Below are 16,311 nucleotides of genomic sequence, written 5' to 3'. Positions count from 1 at the left end.
TGAAGTGCGCCCGGAACACGAGGAGAATAATCGACACAGCCATGATTTTTCGGCGCTTACGGGGTCTAAGAGGGTATCAAAACTGTGACTCTGACCGGTTTTATGCCAGTGATGTTCAAGGGTGTCCGTCTTACCGGATGGCGTCGGTTTTTCCGGATCCTGCTTTTCGCGACCGTCAGTGCGCTGGTGAGCGGCTGCGGAACGGGCATGCATTACCGCGTGGGTGTTGGCGCGGGCTATCCGAGTCCCTACTACCGGTACGATTATTATCCTTATGGCTATTTTCAAGGATTCGGTGTTTACCCCTACACGTACCGGCGACCTTACGGCTATGGCCCACGCCGCTATGGGTTTGAGCGGCACCGTCGTCCCTATTATCGGGACCGGCGCTATCGCTATGATAAACCGTTCCGCCACTACGAAGGCCCGCGACATCGCTTCGATAAGCCGTTTCGTTATCACGACAGGCGGTCTTTTCGCCCCAGGGACCATTCCCCCCGCTGGGAACGGCGGCCTTACGGTTCCGGGAAGCCCTTCCATGGCCCACGGCCGCGTGGTCGTTCCAGGCGTTAGCTGTAACGATGACGAAACGCCGCGTTTCCCGAGCCCCACCCTTTACCATCGCGTGGTTTTCCCGTACCTTGACCGGAATGTTGGTAACTTCGGATAAACGGAAATAGGGGAGGACGATGAGCAGATTGCCGGGCGATTTGAAGTATGCGACGACCCACGAATGGGCCAGGCCGGAGGACGGCGGAAATGTGCGCGTGGGTATCTCCGATTTCGCCCAGGAGCAATTGGGCGATGTGGTCTATGTCGAATTGCCGGACGTGGGCCGGCGGGTCCGGGCGGGCGAAGCGTGCGCCGTGGTGGAATCGGTGAAAGCGGCTTCCGATATTTATAGCCCGGTATCCGGCGAAATCGTCGAGGTCAACGCGACCTTGTCGGACGCTCCCGAAGCCATCAATCAAGACGCCTATGCCGCTTGGCTGTTCTGCGTTAAGGCCGACGATCTTTCCGAACTAAACAGCCTTTTGGATGCCGAAGCTTATAAAGCGGGCGCCGAGGCCGATTGAACGGTTCGCCCTTTTCGTCGGGTGCCCCCTCTCGGTGGCGATGCCGCTGAATCGGATCGAGGGGCCGAAACAGGCATAGTAGTTTCCGGTGCAAGTGTACCGGAAAGCGGTGATGTTCCATTTCCGGCGAGTGCAGCACTGCGTGAATTCGATGCGCCTTTGCCCTTAATCCTATCCCGACGTTTTCGCGGAAGGGGACGGGTGAGGGCATAAGAACCATGCCTTGCGATACTCGATCGAATTGCTTTGCCCGGTAGCATTCTTTTCCGGCGGGGGTAAAAATATTTATCGAAGCAATCCCTCCTTAGCCTAGCCCATGCCATTCATTCCTCATACCGAAGACGATATCCGCGAGATGCTTGCAGCGCTCGGTACAGCGTCGATCGGGGTGCTTTTCGACGAGATACCGGCGAGTTTGCGTTGCCGCCCGCTCGATCTCCCGCCCGCCTTGAAGGAAATGGAAGTCGCGCGGCTGATGCACGCCCGGGCCGGCCAAAACCGTCCGCTACTCTGCTTTGCCGGCGCCGGGGCTTACGAACACCACGTGCCCGCTGCGGTTTGGGCCGTCGCCGGCCGGGGCGAATTTTACAGCGCCTATACGCCCTACCAGGCGGAAGCGAGCCAAGGCACGCTACATGTGCTGTACGAATATCAAAGCATGATGGCGAGCCTCACCGCCTTGGACGTATCGAACGCGTCGCTCTACGACGGCGCGACCAGCCTCGCGGAAGCGGTGTTGATGGCGGTGCGGACGAACCGGAAATCGCATTCGCGGCGCATCCTGATGCCGAAAACCGTGCATCCTTTTTACCGGCGGGTGGTCGAGACCATCGTCGGCAGCCAAGCGCTGGAACTGATCGAGTTGCCGTACGACTTGGAGACCGGGCGCATCGATCCGGCCGCCCTGGAAACCCATTCGGGCACGGACGTCGCCGCCCTCGTGATACCCCAGATCAACTTCTTCGGCGTACTCGAAGCGGTGGACGAGCTGACCGATTGGGCCGCCGCCAACGGAGCCATCGCCATCGCGCTGGTCAATCCCATGGCCCTGGCTGTCCTCAAGCCGCCGGGCGAATGGGGGCGGGAGGGAGCCGATATCGCTTGCGGTGACGGGCAGCCTTTGGGCATTCCGCTGTCCGGAGGCGGACCGTATTTCGGATTCATGTGCTGCCGCAAGGCGCACCTGCACCAGTTGCCGGGACGTCTGGTAGGCCGAACCGTCGATGTCGACGGCAAGCCCGGTTTCACGCTCACCCTGCAGGCGCGGGAGCAGCACATCCGTCGCGGCCGAGCGACCTCCAATATCTGCACCAACCAGGGCCTGATGGTCACCGCCGCGACGATTTACATGGCGCTGCTCGGACCGGAAGGATTAAGACGGGTGGCATTGCAGTCGCATCGGAATACGGTGAGCCTGATGCAAGGTCTGGCGGGTATCGAGGGCGTCGATCGGGTATTCGCGGGGCCATTCTTCCACGAGGCGGTCATCCGCACCCGGAGGCCTGCCCGGGAGATCATGGACGGCCTGGCGGAACGGGGAATTCTCGGCGGTTACGAACTCACGCGGGAGTACCCGGAACTCGGCGAAGCGATTCTGGTTTGCGTAACGGAGACGCGTACCCGGGAGGATATCGAATCGTACCTGTGTGAAATAGCCTCGCTGCTTGGTCATGACTGAAAAAGGCGGAGCCGATAGCATGCTGATCTTCGATCGTTCGCGCCCGGGGCGCGCCGCGCTTGCCCAGTTGCTTCCGGAAACCGCGGAATCGCCGCTTATTCCGGGTCATTTGTTGCGCAACACGCCTCCGGCCCTGCCGGAAGTTTCCGAGCTGGATGCGGTTCGTCATTACACCCGCCTATCCCAGCAAAACTACGCCATCGACACCCAGTTTTATCCGCTGGGCTCCTGCACCATGAAGTACAACCCCAAGGCGTGCCACGACCTGGCGAGCTTGCCCGGATTTCTGGATACGCATCCGCTCGGGCTGGAGCGGGCCGGACAAGGAACCTTGGCCTGTTTGTACGAACTCCAGGAGATGCTCCGGGAAATTACCGGCATGGCCGGGGTTTCGCTGGCCTGTGCGGCGGGGGCTCAGGGCGAGTTCGCCGGGGTCGCCATGATCCGGGCTTACCACCTGTCGCGAGGCGATTCCGCACGGACCGAGATGCTGGTGCCGGACGCCGCGCACGGCACCAATCCCGCTTCCGCCACCATGGGCGGTTTCCGGGTACGGGAAATCGCCACCGATTCCGACGGCAACGTGGACCTCGCGGCGCTGGATCAGGCCGTGGGTCCGCAGACGGCCGGCATCATGCTCACCAATCCCTCGACGCTGGGGGTGTTCGACCAGCACATTCAGGCCATTGCCGACGTCGTCCACAAGGCCGGCGGGCTGCTCTATTACGATGGCGCCAATCTGAATGCCATTGCCGGCAAAGTGCGCCCCGGCGATATGGGTTTCGACGTCATTCATCTCAATCTGCACAAGACCTTCTCGACGCCCCACGGCGGCGGCGGGCCGGGCGCAGGCCCGGTGGGCGTGGATCACAAGCTGCTGCCGTTTCTGCCGCTGCCCGTCATCGTGGCGGACGGGGCGCGCTATCGCATGCTCACCGAATCCGAGCAGCCTCAGAGCATCGGGCATCTGGTCACGTTCGCGGGCAATGTCGGCGTTCTCCTGCGCGCTTACATCTACATCAGAATGCTGGGACGCGCAGGCCTCGAGCGAGTGGCGGAATTTTCGACCCTGAACGCCAATTATCTGCTCAGGAAGCTGGTCGAAAACGGGTTCGAACCGGCCTTTCCGCAGCGCCGCGCCGCCCATGAATTCATCATCACGCTGAAACGGTTGGCCAAAGAGCGTCATGTCACGGCGCTGGACTTCGCCAAGCGCCTATTGGATTATGGCGTACATGCGCCGACTGTATACTTCCCGCTTTTGATTCCCGAATGTTTCCTCATCGAGCCGACCGAGACGGAAAGCAAGGAGACCCTGGATGCGTTCATACAGGTGATGGCCGCCATTTTGCAGGAAGCGGAGACCGAACCGGACCGGGTCAAGAGCGCACCGCATTCGCTGCCGGTACGCCGTTTGGACGAAGTCCGCGCGGCGCGCCATCCCGATCTCGCCTATAGATCCGAATAAGATTCCCATGGCTGGACAACCTCTCACGGGCATCGCCCGCGTTTACGCGGCATTCACCAATTCCATCGCCGGCATCCGCGCCGCCTGGCTGAACGAGGAAGCGTTTCGGCAGGAATGCCTGCTGGTCCTTGCCGGCGTTCCCCTGGGCCTATGGATCGGTCAAGACGCCATCGAACGTGCGCTGCTGATCGGCGTATTGCTGAACGTCCTGGTCGTCGAATTGTTGAACAGCGCGGTGGAAGCGACGGTCGACCGCATCGGTTTCGAACGGCACGAATTGTCCGGCCGCGCCAAGGATATCGGATCGGCGGCCGTGTTCTGCGCGCTGGTGCTCGCCGGTGCGGTCTGGTTAGTGGTTTTGATGCGATAAATATAAATAAGGTAAGAAGAATGACAGCTTTGATCTGCGGCTCCGTGGCTTTCGACACCATCATGGTGTTTCAGGATAGATTCAAGAATCACATCCTGCCGGACCAGGTCCATATCCTGAACGTTTCGTTCCTGGTTCCGGAACTTCGCCGCGAATACGGCGGCTGCGCCGGCAACATCGCGTACAACCTCAAGCTTCTGGGCACGGATCCCCTGCCCATGGCCACGGTGGGCAAGGATTTCACACCGTACGCACAGTGGCTGGGGTACTGCGGCATCAATCAGGACTTCATCAAAGTCCTGGGCGACAGCTACACGGCACAGGCTTATATCACCACGGATATGGACGACAACCAGATCACGGCTTTTCATCCGGGCGCCATGTCGTTTTCCCACCTGAACCGGGTGCCGGCCGATCGCGATGTCCGTATCGGTATCGTGGCGCCGGACGGCAAGGACGGCATGGTTCAGCACGCCGCCCAGTTCGCCGAAGCCGCCATCCCGTTCATCTTCGACCCCGGCCAGGGCATGCCGATGTTCGACGGACAGGAACTCCTGAGTTTCGTCGACCAGGCAAGCTGGGTGACCTTGAACGATTACGAAGCCCAGCTCATGCAGGAGCGCACCGGCCTCTCACCGGAACAGCTCGCACAACGCGTCGAGGCGCTCATTGTCACGAAAGGCTCGCAAGGATCGGTGATTTACGCCGACGGAATCCGTCATGAAATTCCGCCCGCAAAGCCGAACGCGGTGCTCGATCCGACCGGCTGCGGCGATGCCTACCGTGCCGGGCTGATCTACGGCCTTCTGGAAGAATTCGACTGGCCCACGATAGGGCGGATCGCATCGCTGATGGGAGCGATCAAGGTCGAGACTTACGGCACCCAGAACCACAGCTTTACCCTGCACGCGTTCAAGGAGCGCTACCGGGAAAGCTTCGGTTGCGAGCTGCCCGACCGGATATGACGAATATCCAGCGCCTATTGGACATCATGGCGCGCCTGCGCGATCCCGAAACCGGGTGCCCCTGGGACTTGCGGCAGGATTTCGCGAGTCTCGTGCCGTACACCCTGGAAGAGGCGTACGAAGTCGCGGACGCGGCGGAACGCGGCGACATCCCGGATTTGCGCGACGAGCTGGGCGATCTGCTGTTGCAGGTCGTTTTCCACTCGCGGATCGCCGAGGACCGCGGCCTCTTCACTTTCGAGGACGTTGCCGGAGCCATCAGCGAGAAGCTGATACGTCGTCATCCGCATGTTTTCGGCGAGGCCGTGTTCGAAACCGACGCCGAAAGGCATGCCTATTGGGAATCGTCCAAACTCGAAGAGCGCCGGGAAAAAGGCAAGACGGCGGATGGCGACAGCGTATTGAGCGGAATCGCCGCGAATTTGCCGGCCCTCGTGGCCGCGCAGAAACTGCAGAAGCGGGCCGCGCGCTACGGCTTCGACTGGCCCGAGATAGGGCCGGTTTTCGACAAGGTTCGGGAAGAACTGGCCGAACTCGAGGCTGCCCGTGCAAGCGGCGAGCAAAGCCATATCCACGAAGAAATCGGCGATTTGCTGTTCGTCCTCGTCAACCTGGCCCGGCATCTCGAAGTCGATGCCGAGACGGCGCTACGGAACGGCAACCGAAAGTTCGTCCGCCGATTTCGCTATATCGAAGAGCAATTGGCGGTTCGGGGGAAAACCCTGGCCGAATCCACCCTGGCCGAGCTGGACGCCTTATGGGACGAGGCGAAGCGAAGTTTGTCCGAATAGACCGAAGCCGACGGCATGGCACGCAACCGATCGCAACGGCGTTGAAACTGGAACTGCGGCACCAACACTCCTGGGAGGTCACGCCGAAACAGGCCATAGCCATTCAGAACCGGCTCCGGGAGTTCGTCAGCCTGCGCGATGACCTGCCGGAGCAGATCCGATGCGTGGCCGGGGTGGACGTCGGTTTCGAAGAGAACGGCACCGTCACCCGGGCGGCGGTGGTAAACCTGAGCGTCCCCGACCTGCTGCCGATCGACAGCGCCGTGGCGAGGCGTCCGACCTCTTTTCCTTATGTTCCGGGCCTTCTTTCCTTCCGGGAAATTCCGGCCATCCTGGATGCCCTGGAGAACTTGGGCGATCTACCGGACGTAGTGCTGGTCGATGGCCAGGGCTATGCACATCCCCGCCGCTTGGGTATCGCCTGTCATTTGGGCGTGCTGACCGATATTCCGACGATAGGCGTCGGCAAGACACGCCTTCTGGGGGCTCATGACGACGTGCCCGACTTGCGCGGCGCCTGGGTTCCCCTCGTGGACCGGGGAGAAACCATAGGCGCCGTGCTGAGAACCCGACAGGGCGTCAAACCCGTTTACATATCGCCGGGCCACCGCATCTCCCTGTCCGGCGCCGTGGAATGGGTGATGCGCTGCACCACGCGCTACCGCTTGCCCGAAACGACGCGGCACGCGCACCACCTCGCTTCGGGCTGAACGCTCAAGGGCGCGGAGTCCGCGAAACTCCGCCGATACTCTTACGGTTTACTTGCGGGAAGCTCCTTGTCCCTGTAATGAACATCCGTCCAGCAGATCGGAAGGGTTTCGCCCGACGGAAAGACCAGGTCGGTTTTCTGGAATTTTTCCGGGTCCTGCATCTCTTCGCCCCAATGCAAGCGCCCGACGACGGTTTTATGGATGGGATTGACCAAATCGTTGAGACTGAGGACCTCGACCAGATGTCCATTCTTCTTCAGTTTAAGAAACATGGCAGTGTCTCCTCTCGTGAATGCGTTAAAGGTCCGTCATCCGTGGCCTGAGGTCTACTGTAGAGCGAATCCGAATGCGATGCAACGGGAATTCCGGGCGCCGCGATCACCCGGAATGCTTGCCGCCCCGAAGAGACTCGACGCCACGGTAAACCAGGTTGGTCAGGACAACACCCACCCCGAAACCGCCGATGAAAAACTCCGAGGCGTGATGCTGCATGGTGGTTGCCAGAAGCTTGCCGGTAAAAAATCCAACGACTAGGGACAAGCCGATACGTAAGCGTTTGAATATTTCTTTTGTGTCCATGATCGGATCAACTCGCAAAGCCGGATCGGGAAATTGCCGGGCAAACTTTACTAGGCTTCGGGAGCCCGCTCCAGCCCGTAATCCCGGTTCCGTAGTGTCGATTCGGCGCATACCGGTACCTGCCGACGACGGATTTCAAGCGAGCCGTAAGCTCCCGGGGCTTCCCGGAGCATCGGCTGAACTTCATCGGCCGTGAGGACATCTTATGAATACACTGACCGCTACAACGAGTTCATAAGATGCCGTTATCCGACGAGTACATCCTGAACGAACTGACCGCCTGGTTCCGCCGGCGGCTGGATGAGCTGAGGATCCGCTTCGACGACGAGCCGCTCGGCTACGAGGCCAATACGGCTTACGATATCGCTTTCTATCGACTTCTGGCGGAAGCCCGCGACGCCTGGCTGGCGCGCCACGGATATACGCCTACCCCGGGACAACTCACCAAAGCATTCTTCAACGCGGAATTCGAACGTTCGCGCGAAGAACGCTTGGCCAGACGGAATTGGCTGGCGCGCGCCATTTGCCGGCTGTTTCCTTTCAAGACATCGAGAAGTCGGTTCCACGTGAAATAGCGCCCCTCTCGAAAATCAATACGCAAGCCGCGCGCCGAGCGACATAATGTCGCGAACGGATTCGCGACCTAATGGGGTAGATACTGTCTTAAGAATCACGATGCAAGCGCAAAATTGGGATTGAACGGTTGACCGGATTTAAGGACGCCGTAGGCGAGGACGAGGAGCTTGCGCATGGCGGCGCCCACGATGAGTTTGCCGTTCTTGCCTTGGGCTTTAAGGCGCTCGCAGAAGGCGCGGATCAGTGGGTTATGGCGCCGGGCGACGATGGCCGGCATGTAAAGGGCTTTGCGGAGCAAGGCATCGCCGGTTTTGGATAGACGGGTGTGGCCTTTCCATTTTCCGGACTGGTGCTCTTTGGGCGAGAGGCCGGCAAAGGCGGCGACGTTGCGCGCGTTTTCGAAGCGGTGAACGTCGCCCAGGGCGGCCAGCAGCACCGGGATCGTGGCATTGCCCAAGCCGGGAATGGTGTCGAGCAGGTCACGCCGTTGGCGGAGGTCCGGATCAGGGTCGATGTGCTCCCGGATGCGCTTTTGGGTCGCGGCGATCTCGGCATCGAGGGTGGCGAGCACGGCTTCGATGGAGGGGCGTACGGTGGGATCGGCCCCGTCCAGGCGGTTGCGTTCCATCTGCCGCATCTCGAGGAGGCTCTCGAGCCGACGGACCAGCGCTTGTAATTGGCGCACGGCCAGCGGAGGCGGCTGCCAGAGCAGAGGTCTTTGGCTATGACAGAAGCGGGCGATGAGCTTGGCATCGGTCTTGTCGGTCTTGGTGCGGCTCAGTTCGGCTTGGCCGAAGGCGTGGATTTGGGCGGGGTTGACCACGCTGACGGCGAGGCCGTGGTCGACCAGGAACAGGGCCAAGCCCTCACCATAGCGGCCGGTGGCCTCCAGACACACGTGGGGCGCTGGGAAGGCCTGCAGCCAGGCCAGGAACGCCTTAAACCCTTCGGGCGTATTCTGGAAGACCTTGGTTTTGTACTTGCCGTTGCGTAGTGCGGCGGCGTCGAACTTGGCTTTGGCGATGTCGATACCGATGGGGGTGAACGTCATGAAGTCTCCTTGGGGTTCGTTCGGGAACGATGAAGGGGCCGATCGCTCGGAACCGCTCCTGCCGGGTTCAGCCTTATCCATCCAGGGTTCTGCCCAAGGCAGCCCTACGATACTGTTCGAACTCAATGGCGAGGAAGGGACGCTGGGGGACGATCTACGGCGCGGGCTTCAGGCCCAAGGTCGGCAACGTCTTGCCCAGCGTCTGGGTCCGATGATCAGTCGGAGATTCTGCCTCTTGTGGAACGCAGAATCGAGATATAAGGTCGGCAATCCTTTGTCGACTGAGCGGTGCCGGATAGGAGTTTCTGGCCTGCGGAAGCCGGAGCACCACACAGAACCGCGGAGCCTCCCGGCCGTTTCTCCGGCGAGCGAACGCAGCGCTCCGGAGTCCAACCCCCGGGGTACAGGTCGGCCGGCGGGTTCGTCGGCACAGCCCGTTGGCCGAGCCGCGACGTCGGCAAAGTAGCCCTAGCCTACCACGGCCAGAGTCAATTCACCCGAACCGAAACGGCGAGCACGCCGCGCCCCGCGCCCCCCAACCTCGATTGCCCGCAACGCTTCCGCCGCACCCACTGAGGTTCTCGGATGCGCCGGACGAGCCCTCGCCGCCGTTCGTCGGACGATTTCCACCGAATATCGGCTTTTGCCGATGCAGCCGAAAAGCGCTGCTATAACTATCGGCATGAAAACAGAACATCAAACAGGTTTTACCTTAATCGAGCTGATGGTCGCGATGGCCGTAGCCACCGTCGTGCTAACCGTCGCGGTTCCGAGCTTCCAGGAGTTCACCCGGAATAATCGTCTTGCCACCCAGACCAACCAAATGGTCACGGCGCTCAATCTCGCCCGCAGCGAAGCGGTCAAGCGGGGCGTGAGGGTGACGCTGTGCACCAGTGCCGATATCTCGGCCGAAGCGCCGTCCTGCACTGAATCCGGAGACTGGGAGCAGGGCTGGGTGGTATTTGTGGATAACACCCACATGGCCGGCAACGTGCCCGGCGCCATTGACGGGACGGACGAACGGCTGCGTGTCTTCGAGCCGTTGAGCGGCAATGCTCGGCTAGCCGGCGGCAGCAACTTCCAGTCATGGATTTCCTATCTGCCCAGCGGTACCAGCAGGGGAATGATCGGAGGCAATGCCGACGGCACGTTCACCCTGTGTCAAGGCGACAGCGGCAGCAAGGGCAAAAAAATCCTGATCAACAAAACCGGCCGGGCCCGAGTGGAGGATACGACATGCTGAATGGTTGCAGGCAGCAAGGGTTCACCCTGGTGGAAGTGCTCATCGCCTTCCTGGTGATGGCCATCGGATTATTGGGTCTGGCCGGGCTGCAGGTTACCGGACTCCGGAACGACCAAAGCGCTTTTTCCCGCTCTCAGGCCGTTCTGCTGGCCTACGACATACTCGACGGGCTGCGCGCCAACCGCCCGGCGGCACGCGACGGATTCTACAACCTGGCGCTGGATGCCGGTGCGCCGGAAGGCGATACCCCTGCGGACAGAGACCTGAACCGTTGGATAACGGAGCTGGAAAGGCGCTTGCCGGCGGGCGACGGGGCCGTCAACGTGGCGGCGGGCGACCGCGTCACGATCATCGTGCAATGGGACGACAGCCGGGGGGCCGAGGACGCACAACAATTCGTGGTCGAAACTCAGTTATGAACACCATAGTCCAGAAACTTCCGGCTTCATCCATCATGCGGCAGCGCGGCATTTCGCTGGTGGAAATCATGGTGGCTCTAACCTTGAGCCTCCTGCTCACGGGTGCCGCACTGACGGTTTATCTCGGAGGCCGCCAGAGCTACCGCACCAACGACGCCCTGGCACGCCTCCAGGAGAATGCTCGCTATGTTTTCGAAATCCTGGGCCGAGACCTTCGGCTGGCTGGGTTCCGCGGCTGCGCCGGCGAAAACGCGAAGCTTACCAATACGCTGAACGATGCCGGCGCCTTCCTGTGGAACTTCGGCCAGCCCATCTACGGTTACGAAGCCGTTTCCGAATCCGATTGGAACGCTACTCTCGACAGCGCCATTAGCGATCCCCTGGGCGGCAGGGACATCGTGGTGGCGCGCGGCGCCTTCGGAAACGGAACCCGGGTGCTGCAACAGCCGGGTAACTTGGACGATCCCGGACTGCCGGGGTCGGCGGATATCAAAGTGACGCAAGAAAGCGGCGTCGCCGAAGGCGATATCGTCCTGGTGACGGATTGCTTCGCGGGCGCCGTATTCCAGATTACGCACAAGAATCTCGCCGGCGGTTTCGACAACATCGTGCACAACACGGGCGGTACTCTGATTCCCGGAAACGCGACCAAGCAATTGGGAAAAAGTTACGAAGGCGGCGAGCTCCAGCGCATCTCGACCAAGGTCTATTACATCCGCAACAACCCGGCGGGGCAGCCCGCCCTGTATCGCAAGGAAGGCGCCGGCGACGCGGAGGAAATGGTTGAAGGCGTCGAGAACATGCAGCTCCTTTATGGCGTGGACGACGCGGCGAATTGCGGCACCGGTACGGCCGGCGATTTTTCCGCCGACTGTTACCAAACCGCGGAATGGGTAGAAAGCAATGGCCAGTGGGACAACGTGGTCGCGGTGAGGGTTGCCCTGTTGTTGCGGTCCGTCGAGGAGGGCGTGGTGGACCAAGCGCAAACCTATCGTTTCGACGGCGACACGGTGACGGCCGCCGACCGCAGACTGTACCAAGCCTTCGAGACCACCTTTACCTTGCGCAACCGGGTGAATTGAACATGGCAAAAGAATCGGGGTTCCTTACAGTGCTTGTCGCAACGCGTCAAAGCGGCTCGGCCTTGCCCACCACGCTGGTCATTCTGTTGATTTTGACCCTGATCGGCGTCAGCTCCATGCAAACCACCCTTCTGGAGGAAAAAATGGCCGGCAACCTGCGTGATCAAAACCTGGCCTTCCAGGCGGCGGAAGCGGCACTCAGGGCAGGTGAAACCTATTTGCAAGGCGTCACACTCGGCACCTTCTCCGCCGATACGAGCGAACAAGACCTGACCCTCAATGCCCAGGGACTCTATCAGCCCACGCTGTCGCCCGAGCACGAGCGCTGGCAACAGGAGAACATCTGGACCGAGGCCGGTTCCCGTGCTTATGCCGAAACCTTGGCGGGTGTGGCCGAATCGCCCCGCTACATCATCGAGGACTTGTCGTCGTATACCAAGTGCACGAATGCGGGCAACTGTACCAACGTGCCGCTCCCCAGGACGCCCGGCGGGAGCCTCAAGTTCGGTCCGATTTCCGCCACCAGCCGCTTCCGCGTTACCGCACGCGGCGTCGGCAGCACGTCCGCTGCCGTGGTACTGCTGCAAAGTTATTACAACCGCTGAGGAAACTGTCATGCGCATGACGCGTCGGTTTTGGCTTTTTTCGATATTGACCGTGGGCTTGCCGGCAGCGGCAGACGGTGCGTCCGATATCGCATCGTCTCCCTTGTTTCTGAGTACGTCGGTCGAACCCAACGTGATGTTCACCCTGGATGATTCGGGCTCGATGCAGTTCGAAATCATGCCGGACGATTACGTCTTCTTCAACAAAGCCAATGGCTCGGTGACTTTCGTTTTTCCTCGAGCGAAAGGCGTGTACGGCGGCGGCGATTACGAAAACCGGGTCGCCACGGTGGACGCGAACTCGGCGTACGCGGCGCTCACCCGCTCGCCCCAGGTCAATACCATTTATTACAACCCTTCGATCACCTACACACCCTGGGTGAAGGCCGACGGGTCCCTCTATCCCGCGGCCGATCCGAGCTGCGCCCTGCACAACCCCGAGCGGACGGGTGCCGGCGCCGAGTATTGCCGCAACCTGACGACCAACAACGGCAATTACAACGCCAATTCCTGGCGCACTTGCACGGCGTCCGGCAAGTGTAGCTCGAGCAACAGCAACAAAACCTTTTGGCCCGCCACTTATTACTGGCATAACGGTGGCAGTGTGTGGAATGGGTCCAGTTATCAGAAAGTTGAAATCAGGTCGTCCACTGCCGCGTACAGCGGACACGGGCGAGAAGCCCGCACCGACTGTAGCGATGGGGTGTGCAGCTACGATCAGGAAATCCAGAACTTCGCCAACTGGTACACCTATTACCGCTCACGCATTCTGACCGCCCGCGCCGGTATCGGGCGGGCTTTTTCCCAGCAGAACGCCTCGACGCGGGTCGGTTTCAGCGCCATCAACAAAGATTCGAGCACTGTTGACGGTGTCTCGAACACACAGACCGTCATTTCGGGGGTGAGAAAGTTCGAAGGCACCAACCGATCGGATTTCTTCAGCACCCTCTACGGCCATACGATTCCGAACGCCGGCACGCCGTTGCGGCAGGCGATGGACGACGTGGGGCGGTACTTCATGCGTAACGACGACAAGGGACCCTGGGGCGAGAATCCCGGAGCCGGCGGCGGCACCCAGCTTGAATGCCGCCAGAACTACCACATCCTCATGACCGACGGATATTGGTCCGGCGGTTCCGCGAACGAGGCCCGTACCTCCCCTGTCCGCGAGAACAACGATGGCACCGGGGGGCCCACGATCGCCGGGCCGAACGGACAGTCCTTTACCTACGAGGCCATTTCCCCCTTTGCGGACGATTACAAGAATACGTTGGCCGACGTCGCCATGTATTACTGGAAAAACGATCTTCGTCCCGACCTGGACAACAAGGTGCCGACCTCGACGATAGACCCGGCGTTCTGGCAGCACGTGGTGACCTACGGCGTCGGCCTGGGAGTCTCCGGTTCGGTCAATGCGGACGCGGCCTGGAACGCGATTACCAGCGGCGCATCCATCAATTGGCCGTATACCGATCCGGCGCAGACAAACTGCAGCGGTGCGTTATGCGCGGCCCGGCTGGACGATCTGCTGCATGCCTCCATCAACGGCCGGGGCGGTTTTTTCAGCGCGGGCGACCCGCAAAGTTTTGCCAACGCATTGAGCGACATCCTGGCGAGTATCGGCCAGCGGGTCACCGCCTCTGCCGCCGCCATCGCCGCCAACTCTACCCGTCTCAACACGGAAACCATGGTTTATCAGGCGCGCTTCGACAGCGGAGAATGGAGCGGACGGCTTCTTGCATTCCATCTGAATTCCGACGGAAGCGTGGGGAGTGCGCAATGGGACACCGACACCACGCTAGCCTCGAGCGATCCGGGAGCGCGCACGGTCTGGACATGGAACGGCACGGCCAGCGTGAATTTCACCTGGGATAATCTATCCACGGATCAGCAAAACGCTCTGAAAACCCCCAATTGCAGCGGCGCCCTGACCGGCGACGCCTGCGGCCAGGCCCGTCTCGACTGGCTCCGGGGCGGTAGGGGCCAAGAGCAGGTGAACGGCGGCGTTCTGCGCAACCGCAGCAGGATTCTCGGCGACATCATCAACTCGGACCCGGTTTTTGTCTCGGCAGAGAATTTCGGTTACACGGCATGGGAGGAGAGCGACGGCGGCGGCGAGGCGTACCTGAATTTCCTCGCCGACAAGCAAGACCGACGGGAAATGCTATACGTGGGCGCCAACGACGGTATGCTGCACGGCTTCGACGCCGACACCGGCGAGGAGCAATTCGCCTACGTACCGGCCGGTGTCCATGGGAACTTGACCAAGCTGACCGATCCGGCCTACAGCCACCGTTATTTCGTGGACGGCAGCGCCACCGCCTGGGACGCCTGTATCGGTCCCGGCGGAGCGTTCACCGACGCCTCCGGCAACACCGTGTCGGTTAATTGTTCGTGGCGCACGGTACTGGTCGGCTCGCTCGGAGCGGGCGGTAAAACCATCTATGCTCTCGACATCACCAATCCGGGCGGCGCCAATTTCGGCAAACCCTTATGGGAATTCAGCCACGGCGATTTGGGCTACCTGGCGGGTTCGCCACAGGTGGTCAAGCTGGAGAGCGGCGAGTGGGCGGTGATCTTCGGCAACGGCTATCGCAGCAAGAACTGCGAGGACTTGCTGAACAACGTCACCAATCCGAACCGGAATTGCACGGCCAAGTTGTTCGCCGTGAATCTGGAAACCGGTGCCCTCATTTCCGGATTTCCCGTCGACACGAAAGCGGGCGATGCCGCCAACCCGAACGGAATCGTCAGCCCGCCGGCGCTTTACGACGTGTTCGGCCGCATTCTGGGTGATGACAGCGATTCGGGATCTGTCGTGGGTGACGGAATCTATGTCGGCGACCTCCAGGGCAATCTCTGGCGATTCAACTCCAAAGGGGGCAGTTGGCAGGCGGCCTATAAAAGCGGTTCTACGCCGGCTCCCCTATTCATTGCCAGAGACGGCTCCGGAAACCGCCAGCCCATTACCGCGCCCCTGGAGATCGGCGAATCGCCCGTGGCCGGCCAAGGCGTCATGGTATTCTTCGGTACCGGCCGCTATTTCGCGAACACCGATACCGCGGATACCTCTCTGCAAACCTTCTATGGCATCTGGGACGATGGCACCCGAATCAGCTATGCCAACCGCGATAGCGTACTCCAGGCCCAGACCATTACCCAGGAACTGGCGGCGTTCGGCCGCGAAATCCGGCTCATAAGCGATAACCAGGTGGTCTGGACGGGTAAGGACGCCAAGCGGGGCTGGTATCTCGATCTGGTGCCGCCGAGCGGAGAAAAGCAGGGCGAGAGAGTGGTCAGCGCTCCCCTGCTGCGCTTCGGGCGGGTGATTTTCAGCACGCTCATTCCGTTCGACGATCCCTGCAGCGCGGGCGGTGTCAGTTGGCTGATGGAGCTGAATGCCCAGACCGGCGCAACGCTGGGATATACCGTGTTCGATCTCAACAAGGACGGACTTTTCAATTCGGAAGATGACATCTCGAACGGCAACAGCAGCCTTCCGGCCTCGGGCCTGAAGAGTACGGTGGGGATCACCAAGACCCCGGCGGTGGTTTCCGCCGGCGAGAGGGAATACAAGGTCCAGACCGGCACCGATCTCAGTGGAGCACCCGAAGGCCTGCTCAGCACCACGGAGAAGGGCGGGACCAACAAACCGCGCGGCGCCTGGCGGCAGCTTTTCCAAGAATAGGAGAAACCCT

Annotated in this window: 16 protein-coding genes; 13 read left to right on the top strand and 3 right to left on the bottom strand. The window is 61.0% G+C overall.

Annotation, left to right across the window (positions count from 1 at the left end; genetic code table 11):
• The first annotated feature begins 689 nt into the window (after positions 1 to 689).
• From gcvH to nfi, 7 genes are all read left to right on the top strand, one after another.
• Positions 690 to 1,076 (top strand): glycine cleavage system protein GcvH, encoded by a 387-nt coding sequence (gcvH, locus tag sS8_RS17195; protein ID WP_119630771.1) that lies wholly within the window; start codon positions 690 to 692, stop codon positions 1,074 to 1,076.
• A 316-nt stretch (positions 1,077 to 1,392) separates the two neighbouring features.
• Positions 1,393 to 2,754, top strand: a complete 1,362-nt coding sequence (gcvPA, locus tag sS8_RS17190; protein ID WP_119630769.1) for an aminomethyl-transferring glycine dehydrogenase subunit GcvPA — start codon at positions 1,393 to 1,395, stop codon at positions 2,752 to 2,754.
• A 19-nt stretch (positions 2,755 to 2,773) separates the two neighbouring features.
• The gene (gene gcvPB, locus sS8_RS17185; RefSeq protein ID WP_119632866.1) at positions 2,774 to 4,222 is read left to right on the top strand and encodes an aminomethyl-transferring glycine dehydrogenase subunit GcvPB; all 1,449 of its coding nucleotides are present in this window, start codon (positions 2,774 to 2,776) and stop codon (positions 4,220 to 4,222) included.
• Positions 4,223 to 4,229: 7 nt separating this feature from the next.
• Positions 4,230 to 4,592: a diacylglycerol kinase gene (locus sS8_RS17180; protein WP_119630767.1), complete on the top strand. Its 363-nt coding sequence runs from the start codon at positions 4,230 to 4,232 to the stop codon at positions 4,590 to 4,592.
• Positions 4,593 to 4,612: 20 nt separating this feature from the next.
• The gene (locus sS8_RS17175; protein WP_119630765.1) at positions 4,613 to 5,557 is read left to right on the top strand and encodes a carbohydrate kinase family protein; all 945 of its coding nucleotides are present in this window, start codon (positions 4,613 to 4,615) and stop codon (positions 5,555 to 5,557) included.
• A complete protein-coding gene (gene mazG, locus sS8_RS17170) occupies positions 5,554 to 6,348 on the top strand; it encodes a nucleoside triphosphate pyrophosphohydrolase (RefSeq protein WP_119630763.1) in 795 nt (264 codons plus the stop codon). The genes sS8_RS17175 and mazG overlap by 4 nt, the downstream gene beginning before the upstream one ends.
• Before the next feature lie 41 nt (positions 6,349 to 6,389).
• A complete protein-coding gene (gene nfi, locus sS8_RS17165; protein WP_197716552.1) occupies positions 6,390 to 7,058 on the top strand; it encodes a deoxyribonuclease V in 669 nt (222 codons plus the stop codon).
• 41 nt (positions 7,059 to 7,099) lie between these two features.
• Here nfi and sS8_RS17160 read toward each other — a convergent pair whose 3' ends face one another.
• Together sS8_RS17160 and sS8_RS17155 are read right to left on the bottom strand one after the other, a co-directional pair.
• A complete protein-coding gene (locus sS8_RS17160; protein WP_119630759.1) occupies positions 7,100 to 7,330 on the bottom strand; it encodes an acetyltransferase in 231 nt (76 codons plus the stop codon).
• A 106-nt stretch (positions 7,331 to 7,436) separates the two neighbouring features.
• The gene (locus sS8_RS17155) at positions 7,437 to 7,637 is read right to left on the bottom strand and encodes a hypothetical protein (protein ID WP_119632865.1); all 201 of its coding nucleotides are present in this window, start codon (positions 7,635 to 7,637) and stop codon (positions 7,437 to 7,439) included.
• A 239-nt stretch (positions 7,638 to 7,876) separates the two neighbouring features.
• Here sS8_RS17155 and sS8_RS17150 point away from each other — a divergent pair, with 239 nt between their 5' ends.
• Entirely contained in the window at positions 7,877 to 8,212 is a 336-nt protein-coding gene (locus sS8_RS17150; RefSeq protein WP_119630757.1) for a hypothetical protein, read from the top strand.
• A 95-nt stretch (positions 8,213 to 8,307) separates the two neighbouring features.
• Here sS8_RS17150 and sS8_RS17145 read toward each other — a convergent pair whose 3' ends face one another.
• Positions 8,308 to 9,264, bottom strand: a complete 957-nt coding sequence (locus tag sS8_RS17145) for an IS110 family RNA-guided transposase (protein WP_119630755.1) — start codon at positions 9,262 to 9,264, stop codon at positions 8,308 to 8,310.
• A 682-nt stretch (positions 9,265 to 9,946) separates the two neighbouring features.
• Between sS8_RS17145 and sS8_RS17140 the strand changes: the two genes are divergently transcribed.
• The 5 genes from sS8_RS17140 to sS8_RS17120 are packed head-to-tail and all read left to right on the top strand — an operon-like array spanning position 9,947 to position 16,301.
• Entirely contained in the window at positions 9,947 to 10,507 is a 561-nt protein-coding gene (locus sS8_RS17140; protein ID WP_119632864.1) for a GspH/FimT family pseudopilin, read from the top strand.
• A complete protein-coding gene (pilV, locus tag sS8_RS17135) occupies positions 10,501 to 10,926 on the top strand; it encodes a type IV pilus modification protein PilV (RefSeq protein ID WP_119630753.1) in 426 nt (141 codons plus the stop codon). The genes sS8_RS17140 and pilV overlap by 7 nt, the downstream gene beginning before the upstream one ends.
• The gene (locus sS8_RS17130; protein ID WP_197716794.1) at positions 10,923 to 12,008 is read left to right on the top strand and encodes a PilW family protein; all 1,086 of its coding nucleotides are present in this window, start codon (positions 10,923 to 10,925) and stop codon (positions 12,006 to 12,008) included. Before pilV ends, sS8_RS17130 begins: the two co-directional genes overlap by 4 nt.
• Before the next feature lie 2 nt (positions 12,009 to 12,010).
• Positions 12,011 to 12,613, top strand: a complete 603-nt coding sequence (locus sS8_RS17125) for a pilus assembly PilX family protein (protein WP_119630751.1) — start codon at positions 12,011 to 12,013, stop codon at positions 12,611 to 12,613.
• 10 nt (positions 12,614 to 12,623) lie between these two features.
• Entirely contained in the window at positions 12,624 to 16,301 is a 3,678-nt protein-coding gene (locus sS8_RS17120) for a pilus assembly protein (protein WP_119630749.1), read from the top strand.
• Positions 16,302 to 16,311: the final 10 nt, after the last annotated feature.

Source organism: Methylocaldum marinum (genome assembly GCF_003584645.1).
In the GTDB taxonomy this organism is placed as follows: domain Bacteria; phylum Pseudomonadota; class Gammaproteobacteria; order Methylococcales; family Methylococcaceae; genus Methylocaldum; species Methylocaldum marinum.
The sequence above is the reverse complement of the archived record's forward strand: the minus strand, read 5'-3'. Positions and strand labels throughout refer to the sequence as shown.

Coding starts and splice junctions, on each gene's coding strand:
- gcvPB (WP_119632866.1), top strand. CDS start 2,774: ATGCTGATCTTCGATCGTTCGCGCCCGGGGCGCGCCGCGCTTGCCCAG.
- sS8_RS17125 (WP_119630751.1), top strand. CDS start 12,011: ATGGCAAAAGAATCGGGGTTCCTTACAGTGCTTGTCGCAACGCGTCAA.
- sS8_RS17145 (WP_119630755.1), bottom strand. CDS start 9,264: ATGACGTTCACCCCCATCGGTATCGACATCGCCAAAGCCAAGTTCGAC.
- sS8_RS17160 (WP_119630759.1), bottom strand. CDS start 7,330: ATGTTTCTTAAACTGAAGAAGAATGGACATCTGGTCGAGGTCCTCAGT.
- sS8_RS17175 (WP_119630765.1), top strand. CDS start 4,613: ATGACAGCTTTGATCTGCGGCTCCGTGGCTTTCGACACCATCATGGTG.
- sS8_RS17180 (WP_119630767.1), top strand. CDS start 4,230: ATGGCTGGACAACCTCTCACGGGCATCGCCCGCGTTTACGCGGCATTC.
- gcvPA (WP_119630769.1), top strand. CDS start 1,393: ATGCCATTCATTCCTCATACCGAAGACGATATCCGCGAGATGCTTGCA.
- gcvH (WP_119630771.1), top strand. CDS start 690: ATGAGCAGATTGCCGGGCGATTTGAAGTATGCGACGACCCACGAATGG.
- sS8_RS17155 (WP_119632865.1), bottom strand. CDS start 7,637: ATGGACACAAAAGAAATATTCAAACGCTTACGTATCGGCTTGTCCCTA.
- mazG (WP_119630763.1), top strand. CDS start 5,554: ATGACGAATATCCAGCGCCTATTGGACATCATGGCGCGCCTGCGCGAT.
- sS8_RS17130 (WP_197716794.1), top strand. CDS start 10,923: ATGAACACCATAGTCCAGAAACTTCCGGCTTCATCCATCATGCGGCAG.
- sS8_RS17140 (WP_119632864.1), top strand. CDS start 9,947: ATGAAAACAGAACATCAAACAGGTTTTACCTTAATCGAGCTGATGGTC.
- pilV (WP_119630753.1), top strand. CDS start 10,501: ATGCTGAATGGTTGCAGGCAGCAAGGGTTCACCCTGGTGGAAGTGCTC.
- sS8_RS17120 (WP_119630749.1), top strand. CDS start 12,624: ATGCGCATGACGCGTCGGTTTTGGCTTTTTTCGATATTGACCGTGGGC.
- sS8_RS17150 (WP_119630757.1), top strand. CDS start 7,877: ATGCCGTTATCCGACGAGTACATCCTGAACGAACTGACCGCCTGGTTC.